General features: G+C 53.6%; 9 protein-coding genes. 4 read left to right on the top strand and 5 right to left on the bottom strand.

Features of this window, described 5'->3' with window-relative positions; genetic code table 11:
* The first annotated feature begins 170 nt into the window (after window positions 1–170).
* Entirely contained in the window at window positions 171–878 is a 708-nt protein-coding gene (locus C495_RS06135; protein ID WP_152418877.1) for a hypothetical protein, read from the top strand.
* Window positions 875–4,723 (top strand): hypothetical protein, encoded by a 3,849-nt coding sequence (locus tag C495_RS06130; protein WP_049890177.1) that lies wholly within the window; start codon window positions 875–877, stop codon window positions 4,721–4,723. The genes C495_RS06135 and C495_RS06130 overlap by 4 nt, the downstream gene beginning before the upstream one ends.
* An 833-nt stretch (window positions 4,724–5,556) precedes the next feature.
* Here the strand turns inward: C495_RS06130 and C495_RS06120 are convergent.
* Window positions 5,557–6,195, bottom strand: coding sequence for a ribonuclease H-like domain-containing protein (locus C495_RS06120; protein ID WP_008161009.1), 639 nt, complete (start codon window positions 6,193–6,195; stop codon window positions 5,557–5,559).
* A gap of 314 nt (window positions 6,196–6,509) precedes the next feature.
* Here C495_RS06120 and C495_RS06115 point away from each other — a divergent pair, with 314 nt between their 5' ends.
* The gene (locus C495_RS06115) at window positions 6,510–6,836 is read left to right on the top strand and encodes a transcription initiation factor IIB family protein (RefSeq protein WP_008161007.1); all 327 of its coding nucleotides are present in this window, start codon (window positions 6,510–6,512) and stop codon (window positions 6,834–6,836) included.
* Between the two features lie 614 nt (window positions 6,837–7,450).
* On the opposite strand, the gene C495_RS06110 is transcribed toward C495_RS06115, so the two are convergent.
* Window positions 7,451–9,142 carry a hypothetical protein gene (locus C495_RS06110; protein WP_152418876.1) on the bottom strand — a complete coding sequence of 564 codons (1,692 nt, stop codon included), beginning with the start codon at window positions 9,140–9,142 and terminating at the stop codon, window positions 7,451–7,453.
* Between the two features lie 218 nt (window positions 9,143–9,360).
* Window positions 9,361–10,032 carry a ribonuclease H-like domain-containing protein gene (locus C495_RS06105; protein WP_008161003.1) on the bottom strand — a complete coding sequence of 224 codons (672 nt, stop codon included), beginning with the start codon at window positions 10,030–10,032 and terminating at the stop codon, window positions 9,361–9,363.
* Window positions 10,033–10,522: 490 nt separating this feature from the next.
* Between C495_RS06105 and C495_RS17605 the strand changes: the two genes are divergently transcribed.
* Window positions 10,523–11,653: a hypothetical protein gene (locus C495_RS17605; protein ID WP_152418875.1), complete on the top strand. Its 1,131-nt coding sequence runs from the start codon at window positions 10,523–10,525 to the stop codon at window positions 11,651–11,653.
* Between the two features lie 48 nt (window positions 11,654–11,701).
* On the opposite strand, the gene C495_RS06095 is transcribed toward C495_RS17605, so the two are convergent.
* Both C495_RS06095 and C495_RS06090 read right to left on the bottom strand, forming a co-directional pair.
* Complete coding sequence (locus C495_RS06095; protein WP_008160998.1) at window positions 11,702–12,859, bottom strand: hypothetical protein; 1,158 nt, start codon at window positions 12,857–12,859, stop codon at window positions 11,702–11,704.
* Window positions 12,852–14,603 carry a DEAD/DEAH box helicase gene (locus C495_RS06090; RefSeq protein ID WP_008160995.1) on the bottom strand — a complete coding sequence of 584 codons (1,752 nt, stop codon included), beginning with the start codon at window positions 14,601–14,603 and terminating at the stop codon, window positions 12,852–12,854. The genes C495_RS06095 and C495_RS06090 overlap by 8 nt, the downstream gene beginning before the upstream one ends.
* Between the last annotated feature and the right edge of the window lie 68 nt (window positions 14,604–14,671).

Genomic DNA, 14,671 nt, shown 5'->3' with positions numbered 1-14,671 from the left:
AAGCAACCCACCACATCACATGCGAGCGCAACCACCTACTGCACCTGTACCTCAGTGCACGGTCGGACGGGATCGATATCACGGTCCCATTATGCTCGGATAAACCCGCGTACGCACGGTCGGGCCGTGGACGTGAGGCGTTAGGACTCGACACCGATGGCGGGCGTACGGTGGACACCGTGACGACGGGCGAGGTGCGAGAAATAGCGCGGAAATGGATAACAGGTCGTATCACGACCCGTGATATCGACGACGTAAGAGAGTTCGGTTGGGGCGATCTCCCCGGGTACGGGTTCGAAGCTGGTAACGGGACTGACCTGGTAAAGCTCCCCTGCCTCGAAGACGTCGAGGAGGGTGACGAGATCCCTGTCACCGCGCCGGTGGAACACGTTCCGGCGAGCGCACCGCCGCAGATGAACCCGGCGACCATCGAAGACTTGATGGATGAGATCACCGGTCAGGACGAGGTTGACGGCGGCGGAAGTGAGAAGCAACTCGTGACGGACGGTGGTTTCGGTATTGGCGAGGTGGATGTCGGCGACAAGGTGATTATGCGGTTTCAAGGGGCAAAATATGACCCGTGGACCGTTGAGTCAGTTGACGGTGACGACGTTGAAATCAGTCGAAGAGGGTTCACAAGATCATTGACTCGATATGATCTGGCAGCCTTTGAACCCCGACCCACCGTTGACGGCTTCGATGCACCAATCACCACTGGTGTGTGCGCTATGGACGGGTGCGATAAGAGACTTGAAGACTGTGAAGTGCCGGTGCAGGGTTACTGCGGTCCCGTTCACGCACAAGATGACCTGTACGATGGTGATTTCGCGCTTGATACTGCTGATGTTGCCGGGTTCTCCCCGGAGGTGCCGCGATGACACGAGCAAACGGTACGGGCGGTGACGGTGATGAACAGGGAACGGAACGGGATGACGAGCAGATGCGAATCGACGATTTTGGTGGTCGGCGACTGTTAACAGATGGTGGCGTTGACCTCCCGGATCACGAAGAAGAAAAAGAACCGGTTGATTTAGCGGTTGACTACGAGCGGTTATGGTACATCAAGCTGCGCGGCGAGGACGACAAGCGCCCGGCAGAGTCCTGGGGCGGGTACGACCAGGACTTCGAAGACGCTGAGTGCGTGTACACGCATGACGAAGTTGTCAAGTCTCCCCACGAATGGTGGGGAGTCGTCGGATACCGCGAAGAGGACCCGCGGATGTCGCGCGAGCTCCTCATTTTCGACCTCGATACGCACAAAGCGGACGATCCGGAAGCAGCCGTGAAGAACTTGACTGTCAACGAAGGGACGCTCATCGTACGATCGCAGAGCGGCGGGCATCACGTGTGGCACACGGTAACCGCGCAGAAGGGCGCGTTCAAAGAGTCTGACTTTGAGATTCACGAGGATCTCGAATTCGACATCGACGTCCGTGGGAGCGCGGTCAGTCATCACGTTGTTGCACCTGCTGACATCGCGGGTGTTGGCGGGAGTTACGAAGTTGTCAACAACGAATCGATCCGTAACAAGTTGGCCGTTGAGGACGTGTGTTGCAGGGTGCAATTGGCCGGTGAACCGGCGGTCGAGTACAACCCGACCCGTGGGTTCGGTAACGGTGACGGGGAGTCGGGGTACGAGCCGGACGGCGACGAGTGGCTCCTCGAAGACGATGTCAAGGAAGCGCTTGAACACGTCCCTGCAAGTCTCAAGTACTCTGCAGACGATGAGTATGGAGGGTTGGGGTGGCGTGACGTCGGATTCGCCATCGCTGACTACTATGCGCGGACCGGCGCGGAAAGTGAAGATGCCGTCGACACGATCGTAGAATGGTCGAAGACCGCGCCAGACGCGTTCGACGAGGATACTGAACGGCACGCGTTCAACATCGTGAAATCCGGGTTCGAATCAGTCGAAGCCGAGGACGACGACGACCGCGTTACGGTCGGAACGCTACTGTCTGTCGCGGAGGCGAACGGATGGGAGTGGCCGAACGTTGAAGAGCGGAAAGCATTGCGTGATGTGCGCGCTTTCATCGACGAGTGGGGCTTGGCGGAAGACCGCGGTGAAGACGATGATTCACCGGGTAAAGATGAGATGCAGACGTTAGCTCGCGCGGTCGCGCGCCTCACTGAAGAGGATTACAAGGAATACGCTGACGAGGTGTCTGCCCGCGTCTCTGCAGGGACTGATACGATGGACCGGCACCGCGAATTATGGGACATCCGTGCCGACAAGGGAAGTGTTGTCAACCATGCTGGTAAGTTGTCGAAGATTCACGGAATAGTGTGGTTGACCACGACACCCATATTTAACTTTGAGTTCGACGTTGATTCTATTCTTGAACTTCCCGGTGAGGACGAAGGCCGGTCGAGCACCGTGAAGGTGGCACCGTCTGAACCGAACGAACCGGAATTCGAGATTAAAGTTGAACCGCGAGTGTTCAACGACGCGCGGCGGTTCAAGGACACCGTGTTATCGCAGATGTACAGCACGGTCATCGAGTCCGACCGGTCAGATGCGGACGTGATGGACATGGTTCGGCAGTACATCGCTGCGCGAGACGTCCCGGTTCGTGAGGGACAGTACGAGATGGGTCTGTCAGACGACGGTGAGGAGTTCGTTGTTCCGTCGGGTTCGATTGGACCGGACGGGGGGGAAGATAACCCCGGGCACACGTACGTGGACCAGGGCTCGCAGACGAACGCCACAATCCGGTCATTCAGTGCTGAACCGGACGAAAACGACGAGGTTGATGACGACGATGTCGCGCGGATGTTGGAACTCGCTTCACAGTCCCGCCTCCCGGAGCGAATCACACCCATCCTGTCGTGGTTCGCCGCTGCACCGTTCCGCCCCCTCATTTTCGAGCAGACAGCGACGTTCAACCCGCTCGGAGTGTTCGGCCGGTCCGGGTCCGGCAAGACTGCCACCCTCGCCGCGTTCAATCAGATGTGGGGGATGTCGAACGAGCCGCTGGCGGTGAATGCATCCAAATTCGCAACTCTCACCGGGTTTACGTCAAGCCGCGGTGTGCCTGTGTGGTTCGACGAGTACCGCCCTGAAGCCACCCCAGATTACATCATGGATCGCTGGCACACGTGGTTCAAGAAGGCTGCTACGGGCGGTGTTGAGCCGCGTGGGAACCAATCGATGGGAACGGACGACTGGCACCTGCGCTCTCCAATTGTGGTGAGTGGTGAGTCTGAGATTACGAACGATGCGGAACGCCGCCGGTCGGTTATGGTGAACGTGACGACGAAGCCGACTCAGGACGGTCATCCGGCGCGTGATGCGTTCAAAGACCTGGTAGGTGATGTGACGACAGACGACGCGGGGAACGTTGTGTTCCCTGAAGCGGAGTTCGAGTTGCAGGACTTCGCAGTTGCGTACTACGCGTGGGTTGCGGACATGTCGGATGACGAGTTCCGTGCAGCGTGGTACGATGCCCGTGAAAAGGTTGCTGAGTTCGCCGCGGAGCATGACCTTGATCTCGGCGACACAGAGTTGCAGGGCCTGCAGACAGTTGTGTTCGGACACCGTCGAGTTGTGTCGTTCGCTCAGACTGTCGGTGCAGATCTGTCGAAGCTCCCATCAGCAGACGACTTAGACGCCGCGTTGAAACTCGTCGCGGACGTGGACGGGGACGGTCGGCAACCGCACGAACACCAATTCCTGTCGTTAGTGTCGCGTGCAGCTGCTGCCGGGTATCTTGAAGACGCCACGGATTACCGTGTTGTTCACGAGGGGAAGGCGAATGAGGAACTGCGTGTGAATGTCACCAGGGCGTTCGACAAAGTGTCGAAGTTCACGCGTGACCACGACTTGAACGAGGACCTCTTACAGTCCGCGTCAGACTACAAGACGCGGTTCGAGCAGTTGGAGGATGAAGGCACGTTCGTGACGGTGACAAAGCAGCCCACGCAAGGGATTAGTCGGTGTACTGGGATCGACATGGATCGCGGTGTTGAGGAGATTGCAGGGTTCGCACGGGAATCGTTCGTTGACGTTGACGACGAAGACGATGACGGTGAAATTGTCAACAGCGACAGTGACGGCGGTGGTGGCGGTGCGACTCCTATCGGGAGTCTCGATGAGGATGAAGGGTACGTGACGGTGACGGCGGAAGTTGTCGATTGGAGCGCCACACCCGATGAGGTTGCTCAAGCTGGCGGTCCAATCGAATCAGGGTCGTTGACTGATGTGACCGGTCGTGTAGATGTGGTGGTATTCGCTTACGGATTGGGCGACGAACCTGACGGAATCAGTCACCTGTGTGAGGAAGAGACTGTGCGTGTCAAGAATGCAGAGGTCACTGGTTATGACGGGTCACCGCAGATTATCCTCGATAAGGGGACGACGATCACCCCGGTTCAGCGCGGTGTCGGTTATATCCCTCCTGCTGAGGCTGAGGATGGGCAAGCTGTGATCGAGTCCGCGTCAGAAACCGGTCAGGAGTCACAGGACGCCGCGAGAACGGACGGCGGTGAGTACACGGGGCTTATGACGGAATCCCAGCGAGAACGCGTCGGGGCGGTTAAGAACGCGGTCAGTACAGTCGAGGAGAAGTACGACGCCGGCGCACCGGTTGAAGAGGTTCGAGACCGCGCTAAAGAGGAAGGGGTCGACATGGACAAATTCGACCATGCTATGGAGAAACTCCGTCGCAAAGGCGACGTGTACGAGCCTCAGGATGGGCGTCTCCGCGCAACCGGGGGTGATTGAATTGTCAACAACACCAAAGACGGCAACACGAACGCAAGCGGGTAAACTCTCGAAGCGCAGCAAAGCGCTTGTAACAGCGCATTGGAGCAACTTGACGCGTCACCTTGCCCCGCCACCAGCGGCGTGGACGTGGGGCGAATCCGGGCTTCGAGAAGGCTTGAAACACAAGCTTAAGGCACGCGGCCTCATCCACAAATCCGATCGTGTAATCGGTCACTGGGTAACGTCGGAGAAACTGTGGATACACGTCATCGAACGCGCAGGAGACGATGAACCGATCGGTGTGGAAGCGACCGGGCAACTCACGTTAGAACTGTACGCCGACGTTCCACGACAGAAACCCGGTGACTCGCGCGTGGAAGCCCCTCGAAACCACATTGGGTGGTCAGTACAGGAATCACTCTACGGGGAACCAGTGCCTGTGGAGGACCTGCAGCGCGATGATTTACACCCTCGGTTCACGACGGAGAGGTGGCGGGATCCGAACAAACCGACAGGGAAAGAACAGGCGGCGCAACACCCGGCTCAAACCACGCTTCAACCGTGGGCGTTCGGGGAGAACTGGGTTGTCAATCCCGCTTCCGACGCCGGGGTCCGCGTCGCGGATTAACCCCGTACTCGTTCTCTTGTTACCAATCAATCAGACAGATGCGACCCAAAAATCAGGCGTGATGTAAACCGACACTTCACACTCAACGAGATCCGTGAAATCCGCCGGTTAGCTGCAGGGTCGGAGATGTCACAGTGCGATATCGCCGATGAGTACGGGATGACGCAACCAATGGTGAGCGAGATCGTACGCCGAGAGCAGTACGACTGGGTCGAGTGACCGATTAGTCCTCAACGATACCCCTACGCCGTAACAACGCATCATACACGTCGAATAGGGGTGCGACATCGCTCGTGGCGTATCGCCGCGCAGCATTGAGCACGTCAGGATCGATGTCTTGTGCGATGATTCGGGGACCAATATCGAGCATGTCTTCCCCCGAGACTTTCCGGCCGTCCGGCCAACGCGGGACGTCATAGTCTATCATGAGCATGGCGAGAACATCGTCGATCGACATCCTGTGACCTTGATGAGCTATCACCATTTGCAGTAAATCGATGTGCTCAGCCCTTTGTTCGAGTGATTCAAGACGTTCAAAGAGCGACGTTCCGAGCTCACGGTCGAGGGTCTCGCACCTGTGACGGAGGATCGGCAAATCATATTCCGCGCCATTGTACGTGAGTATACCGACGGATTCCGCGGCAAGACGCGTAGCAACCCAATTGAGCGAACGAGTGTATAACCTGGCTTCAGATTCGAGTGAATCGCCGTTTCGGAAGAGCACGGAAACGTCCGCAGTATCACCCCATTCATGCGCGAGAACGACTGCGAATGGACTCCAATTTGAAGGATCGCCGAAATCCGGATTGTCACACGTCGGTATTGTTTCGATATCGAGCGCGAAACGCTGTTCTTGAGACATGTAATCTCGCTCACGACGATCGTCAAGTAGGTTTGGAAAATTGATTGGTTCTCTCGGAGGTTAGCGGGGTTGTGCGTGTTTTCCACGGAGTCCGCAATCAACCGTGATTTGCAACCTTTGAAGTCGATTCTCTCGCAACCTCTCACGCCGGCTTAACCCCGGAAACATCTGTTTGAGCACATGTACGCCCTGTTTGGATGCCAGGGCGCGAGTGATCACCTTCCCAGAACACTACACGGACAGCGACCGCTTCGAAGTTGTCAACGTGAAACTGAGTGCCCTGTCTCTTATCCGGTGAACGCTAACAGAATCACATGAGGGCAGCACTATCACCAGTCACGCACATCGAAGCAATCGCAATCAAAGTCGGCGCATCATACGACACACAGACCATAGCATACCGAATCGCACAGGACTGCGAGGATGATCCTGCGACGTGGGGGCGAGCACCCCGGTCGGTCGGAGCAGCAGCCCTGTACGTCGCTGCACAACTGTGTGACGAACACATTACACAACAGGAAATCGCAGACGCAGCAGGGATTGCAAGAGGAACAATCCGCGACAACTACCCGCCCATCGCCGAGCACGCCGAGGAGATGGAATCGATCAACGTAGAGTGCGTTGAGGTGCCGGCTCAGTAATGCCGAACGGGACCACTTTGAAACTTATCGAACTGTACATCGAGGAACGGGGTAGTGTAGTGTCGATGAAACTAGCGACGACCTGTCCATCCCGCTCTTGACTGTGTCCTGTAGTGTCCGACTTGTCAATTCCGGGCGGGTGGAACAGAACGGCGATGAACTGCGTGTGTGAAATTCTGCCTGCCTCTTACACTTATGAACACTAGTATCTGGCATACAGGGAGGATGTGAACGGTCACTGCACCGCTTGTGGCAGTGAAGCAACGTACATCAGTTAGTGGAGTGTGAGATCACTTTGATGGTATCGGAATCTGGTATGTGAGTTCTACACCCCGAATCAGGTGATGGAGGACAGTAAGGGGCGTTGAGATGGAAACACTGCGCAGTGATGACGGTCGCAGGCACAGTGTACCTATCGCAGCAACGGCGGTGCTGTTCGAGTGGATGTTAGCCGGGATGCAGAGATTGATGACCGGTGACGAGCAACCGAAAAACGGAGGTTGAGCTGAACCGACAGCCCAGCCGCAACAGATTGTCGGTAAGTACGAACCGAGCGACCAACGCATCCCACTTGAACTTCTATTGCGAACCGTGCGACCGTTGGTACGTCACTGCTAGTGAAGAATACCGACGATGATGCACCGTTCCTGCTCGTCACCGATTGGGAGGTTCAATAACTCGAAATCTGTGTATTCTACGTCTCGATCGGCCAGTCGGTCAAGCACGTGGCGCTGAACTCCGGATACGCGGTCGTCCCCCCACTTCTGCTTCCGCAAACCGTCGATACGCCGAGTGTCCTCGTCCACACCCCACAAGAACAGCTTCTCATCGTAGTTCCGACCTTCTTTTTCTATGTTCTCGACGATACTGGCTGCAGTGTCCTCTTTACTGAGGTCGTCCTTGTCCTTGTACTCAATCAACCCATCACCCTCTTGCTCCTTCGTCGTCACAACATCGTGTTGGCGGGTTGCTCCGTGATTCAGGTTGATGAGTTCCTTGATGCCGTTTTTGAAGCCAACACTGACACAGTCTGATTCGGTGAGCACATGAAGGAAGATGAACCCTAGGCAGCGGCGCACCGTCTGCCCCGTGGCGTTGTCCAAGTGATTATGGATGGTTGCGAGCAACGAGGCTCTCTCAGAGGCAATTTCAGCCTTGTCGATGTTCAGAAGAGAGAGTCCGTTGAGTTCGAACTCTTCTGATGCGAACGACTCCGATGGATGGTATAGAGAAAAGTCGGCAGTGTCGATCAGGTCACGGAAGATGTCTTCCGCGAAGTCAGCACTCAACGCGATTGAATTGTTTGCATACAACACATGTATATGGTCAGGAACTTCCCCCTTCGGCTGTACCTCTGGCTCGCCGTCTTCGTCCTTGATGATGACCTCGCTCTTGTAATCGGTTAAGTTCACGTCGTCGCTGTAGGCCGAGGGGACATCGTCACCGGGAAGCCGTTTCAAATCGTTGTATCGGCGAGCTTGTCCATCGAGTTCGTAGCTGTACTCCTTGAACTCGCTCATGAAGCTCTGCAATGTCTCGTAAGAATCACGGCCCCAACGGATTTCCTTAATGTTGTGTGAGTGGCCGTTTGAGAGACTAAACTTCCCATTCGAGAACTCAAGCGATCCTTGCCCGAGCCACCGTTCTTCCATCTGGTCGTTGCTGAATTCGAACTTGCATTCGATACCGCTCTTATTCTCGTAGTAGCAGATGATTTGGATGTTCTTCCGGCGGTAGTTGAACCGTTTCTCAGAGACGCCGAGGAAGTCACGGAACGAACCAGAGTCCGTATCGGTGAAGTGTGAGAACATAATCTCGTCTTCCAAGCCTTCGAAGTAGGCAGCACTGAGGATGTTATCGACGTCGAGAAACCGACGGACGAGTTCCACGTCGCCACTCTCCTCTTGGATTGACATCCCACGTTCTGCTTTGACGTGTGCGAGCAGGAAGTCGGTCTCGTAGCAGACCAACATCGCGTACTTGTTTTTCGTTCGCTGCTTGGATTGAAGAGAGTCGCAAAAATTGGCGAGAAAGAGTTTGACGTTCGTCTTCTTGTCCGTCCCTGATTCTACGATGTCGACGGCGTAGTCGAAAGCAACCTCGCCCATCTTCGCATGCTCAAGGCTGGTTGGATACTTCAGCTTGTCTTCTTTAATGTGAGTGAGAAGTTTGTCGACTTCGGCAGCCTGAGGTATGCGCGTAACGTCTGGCTGAGGAATACCACGCGTATCGACCTTGATGGGTCTATAGAACACCAGGGCTTCTGTGGGGGCGGATTCCTCACTAAATGTTTGCTGTTCAGACATGCGATGTATGCGTTGAGCCAATTCTTTTGTCTGAGACATTATTACTGTTGTGTGACTTTTTCGACTCGCGTTTTATTGGTAAGCGATTCTGCGTGATCGCACAGCAGTCAAGATGTGAAACCGTTCGGTAATGCGGAGTGACTCATAAACGCTGTTTATTCAGCAGACCGGCCACTATGTGTGTTTCAACACATCCTCCCCATATGATTGAACTCGATTTACTCGCTCAACGAATCACGTAGTGTGACCAGCTGCTTTACATCTGATTTTGCGTACTCCGCCACCGCTTTGAGTTCTTCATCCGTTGCCTCATCACGAAGGATCCTAAGCCCCAGCACGGGCATGTCCTCCCCCGACACCTCTCGTCCATCAAGTTCTACTGTCGGAGTCTCGATTCCGTTATCCTTGAGTGCAGATTCGAGTGAGACGTTTCGGTTATATCGTTCACGTACACTCGGGAACAGATCCTCATGACGGATAGAGTCGAGCAGCATATCCAAATCTGCCTCTACAACGTGGCTTCCCGGGCACTCCTTGCTAGTAACGGACGCCCGATGGCGCAGAATCGGCAGGGCGTACGATTTGCCGTTGTACGTGAGGAGCAACTCCGGTGACCGATCGCGGATCCAATCAGTAACTCGGTCAATCAATTCAAGCTCATCACAAACTGTGGGACCTTGTCGCCACAACACACGAGTATCGACAGCATTGGAACCTTCTGGTCGATGTGCGAGTGAAACACAGAACACGGACCAGTGAGACGCGTCGTCGAAGTTGAGATCTGGTTTCTCAACGATGTTGATTGCTTCTATATCGAGAGCGATTTCGCCACCCTCTCCGGCAGGAGACGGATCGGCAACAGTCTGTTTTATCCGGTTAGTATACCGCATGCTTGTCGACGTGGGAGTAGCTCCCTTATACGTTCGTAAAATCAACGAACGGCTCGATCTGCCGGAACGATCAACCGGCGCAATACATGTAGCTAACCAAGACACGCCGACTGGGTGGCATGTTCTGGCGGGGAAATATTCCTTGCTCGTGTGCCTTCTTTAGCACCTGCTTGAATACTTCAGATCCATCAGCCAGAACTAGTAGTGCTTCCATCGTGAATCGCTAGATTTGTGTTTGTCGCGTCTATCGGTTATTTATACCAGTTCAGGTCTGATGTGGCACTAACTCGACTACACTTTTACCAACCACTCTGAAGGTAACACCCCTCCAAAGGGCATTCATGATGCTGATCCACTTACACTGAGGGGTGTGGCTCTGTTGAAACCCTTAGAACATGATAGGCTTAGCACCCTGTGCGGTAAGTACAGCTATCTAGTTAGCATCTGCTTTGAGAAAATACTATGTAGTCACAGATCCTACAGTTTTAAAATGTCTGAAGGAGGGGATGAGTGGGACTGTTCTAATATTGACAACTTCGCTGAAAGAGTAGAAAAATACACCCAAGAAGCACAGAATGAGCGAAACAGCGAAAATGATGGTGTTGATGCTTTTCGTCCCCGTTTAAGGAGGCGAGTTCTTCTCTCAGATCGAACTGCATACATGCTTTCATTAGACGAGCTTCGTTACCTCCCGAAGTTTCTGTGCGATATTACACTGCGAACACCAGACGCTGAAATCAATGAGGATCATTTTCAGTACTGGGCATGGACAGGATGCTTGGTTGGAATACACAACCATATCCAAGTTACAGGTGATGATTACGGTTCTTTTTCAATGACACGCTTTGATTCAGATATTCTTCGAGATTTAAGCACACTACTCCAAATAAGTCTCTTGGTAAAAAGAGAAGAGTCGCTAGTGGCAAGGGGGATAGACGTGCCATCACATGCAGCGATAGAATACAATCCAAGCTATAGCGCAATATTTACTGATTCTTTTAGGATTCTTACACGTATGGCTACATCTGTGTTAGAAGGACTTCTTCGTAGACGATGTAAAGCGCTCAACAAAGATGGTACGTTAAAGGATAGATTTATTGATCCCAGCTTTGAACATATTGAAAAGAATGAGCATATATCTGACGAAGACAAGGAGGGACTGAGACGGGTGTATGAAGATGAGGTCCGCATTAGTGGATACGTCAACAGAAGAATAGCACGGTTCTGGGAGATACTCCCTATGTGGCAGAAAGAGTATGCTGAACCAGCTACAAAAGAAGCATTAGGTGAGATTGAGCATTTTGACGATGAAACAAAGAAAAACCTCCATTATATCTTAGGTGACCAAATGGACACTATCATGGAAAATCTGAGGTATCATGATAGTGAAAATGATTTTTATTCTTTTTTGAGCAATGTTCGGAATCCAACTGCACACAACGAGCAGATCTACCATTCCCTTGCCAGTATCTTTGTTAATCTCTGCTGTATGGTCTTCTGGGATCAGTTTCCTGATGCCTTCTATGACAAGCATAGAACTACTTTCTTTGAGACATTAGACGGTCACCAACAGTGGGGGTTATCACCAGGTTTTCGCCCTACCTATTTTTATCCATTGTAAATATGTGAACAAAAGTCAAAGATAGAAACATAGTTTATGCGCCATCGATCAGCTATCCCTACATACTGTACATCTTACGCCATTCGCAATCGCTCCAAGTGGATTCTCACCTGAAAGAGATCGCCCACAGCCGTCGCAGTCAACCGCTTCCGTCACACCAACCCCGCTACCATATCCGACTGTCAATATTCTCGTCAAATCGCAATCCGTTAATTCGAATGCAGCATCGCCACGCTCGTACTCAATCTCGGTGACGGTGACGGGAGTAACGACCACTTCTAATCCGTGTCGGTCACGAATTTCGCGCTGTTGATCCGGGTATCCTTGTTCACGTCGGCGACGTAATTCATTGAGGTCGGTTTCAACCTCTTGGAGTTTCGATTTGCATTCTCGGCGCTCTTTCAGTGCCTCAACTCGTTCCGTCTGATTCTTGTCGTCGATCGACTTGTTGAGATCGTCAATCCTTGACCGAAGGTGAGTGATCTTTGTTTCGAGTTCCTCTTCTCGCTGTCGTTGTAACTGGCGGTACTCTTCAAGTTCGGCGTCAGCAGCCCGAGATGCCCCCTGATGGATCTTATCGATCTGTGGCTGTATGTCTGAGAGAAGGGTTTTCCGAGATGCATCGACCAGTTGCTCTACCTGTTCGGGTTTGACCGCAATATCTCTCGACGGGACAATAGCAGTTTCCGACTGCGTCAAGGTTAGAAACGTCTCGTCAATGTGAGGCAGGATCTCCTTGGAGCGAACATCGACACCGATGCTTCGGAGGAACTCCTGTTGATACTCGCTCACGGTCTCGACAGACACCCGGAAGAGAACGACCAGTGCGCTTCGATCGTAGTAGGGTGTGAAGTCGATGTCCGATACTGGGATCGGACTCTCCTGTAGCCAGTCCGGCACAATAATGTCCGTGCCAGTCGCGTCAATCCTGGTGCCCCCGAGAGGTGCACGGTCGCTTGCGTCGTCGAGGACTGATTGGAAGAACGAGCTTTCAGGATGGAGTTGCTCGTACGACTCGTCGAGATCTTCGGCGGTACCACAGACTAGAGCGTGTTCGCCTTTCGGTAGATCTGTTTCCACACCCTCCGGAATAGTCACCTGCCACTCGTTGTCTCGTATTTCGACCTGGCAACCGAGAGATCGGAGATACCTCGCTGTGAAATTCTCAACTGCGGACTGGGTCACCGGTACGGCGGCGTCAGTCATCGCTGGCCCCCAGATCGAATCCCTCGAAGACACCGCTATTGAACTCCTCCAATTTCTCAGCGAGGTCACGTTGCTCTTGTAGATCGACAGCCATCGCGTCGAAGTCGTTCTCTAGATCAACCTCGGAATCGGCGTTGACCAACCGCTCAAAGATCTCGTCCTCGAAGCTCTTTCCGGATTCCTCCAACCTCGTGAGTATCTCGCTTAGCTCACCGATGCTCTGTTGGAAGATGTCGATCTTGTGGAACAGACGCTCAAGAACGTACTCTTCGACAGTATCCGTCAACGCCATATTGAACACGTAGACCTGCCGGTTCTGACCGATTCGATGGATTCGACCGATACGCTGTTCAACGCGCATTGGGTTCCACGGAAGGTCCCAGTTCACCAGAATATTGCAGAACTGGGCATTACGTCCCTCGGACATCGCGTCTGTCGAAACGAGAATCCCTCCCTGCTCCTCGAAGTTTTTGATGATCTCCTCTTTCTCTTGGCTAGAGTGACCACCATGGAATGAGTGGACTGTGTACCCTTCTGACACCAGTCGTTCAGCTACTCGGCGTTGTGTAGCGCGGAACTGCGTGAAGACGATCACACGCCCTTTCTCGACGTTCTCACGCGCCTCTTCAACGATATCGAGCAGCCGCTCTTGTTTGGTAACCGTGTCAATGTTATTGATTAGGTCCAAAATCGACTCCAACTCTTCCGTCTGCGTGAGTTCGGACTGGTCATCGAGCCTCTTCCGGATCGTCGTCTCAAGCGCTTCAGGACTACTGACTACCTCCTTTTGAAGGAGCATCAACACCAGTTTCTGCCCTTGATCCTGACTGTAGGCTCCCTTAACATAATCGGATACGGCCTGGTAGAGCTCACGTTCTGCCGGTGATGGCTCGAACTTTCGTGTGTCGACCCGCCGATCGGTGAAGTCTACATCCGTGTCTTCACGCCGATTACGGATCATGACCTTGTTCAGCCGGTCCTGAAGCTCGTTACGGTTGACGAGGGTTTCCTGGTCGCTATTGACGAAGTACTGGTGAAACACGTCACGTGTTCCGAACAGCCCCGGGCGAAGCAGCGAGACAATATTGTAGAGATCGGTGAGTTCGTTCTGTATCGGCGTCGCCGTAAGGAAGAACGCATAGTTGTACGAGAGGTGGTCGATCAGCTCGTACCGATCCGTCTCCTCGTTCTTCACGTAATGGGCTTCATCGAGAACAAGAACGTCCCAGTCGCGTCTGAGCACCGCCTGTCGGTATCTATCGCTTTTGGCCGTGTCGATGCTGGCGATGATGTAGTCATGGCTGTCAAACCCGCGGAATTCGTCGTCGTAGTTGCAGACAAACTCTAAGCCGAACTTCTCTCGGAGCTCCGCTTGCCACTGTTTGGCCAGTTGGGCAGGCGTCAAGATGAGGACCGAATCGTTGGTCTCGCGGAAGTGCATCTCTTTGAGTATCATCCCGACCTCGATCGTCTTCCCCAAACCGACCTCGTCGGAGAGTAACGCCTTCCCGTCCATCTCGAACAGAGCCCGATACGCTGCATCGACCTGATGTTCGAGCATCTTGACCGAATTCTCATCAAGTTGCTTCAAAGAACGGAGTTCAGAGTCAGGCTGGCCGGCTTTCAGCCGAACGGCTTGAACGGTGTGGAGATGCTCCTCGCTCGTCTCATCGGGATCTACAGATAGAACGTTATCCGGTGGCTCGTGGGTGACCTCGATGTCTACGAGATCAAAGTCGCTCATGTAGTTGGAGAGTTAGTTGACCGTCAAATATGTTGTGTAGCGATTGTTTCATTGTGATGAGCAATGCT

It is taken from the genome of Natronorubrum sulfidifaciens JCM 14089 (genome assembly GCF_000337735.1).
GTDB classification, from domain to species: Archaea; Halobacteriota; Halobacteria; order Halobacteriales; family Natrialbaceae; genus Natronorubrum; species Natronorubrum sulfidifaciens.
The sequence above is the reverse complement of the archived record's forward strand: the minus strand, read 5'-3'. Positions and strand labels throughout refer to the sequence as shown.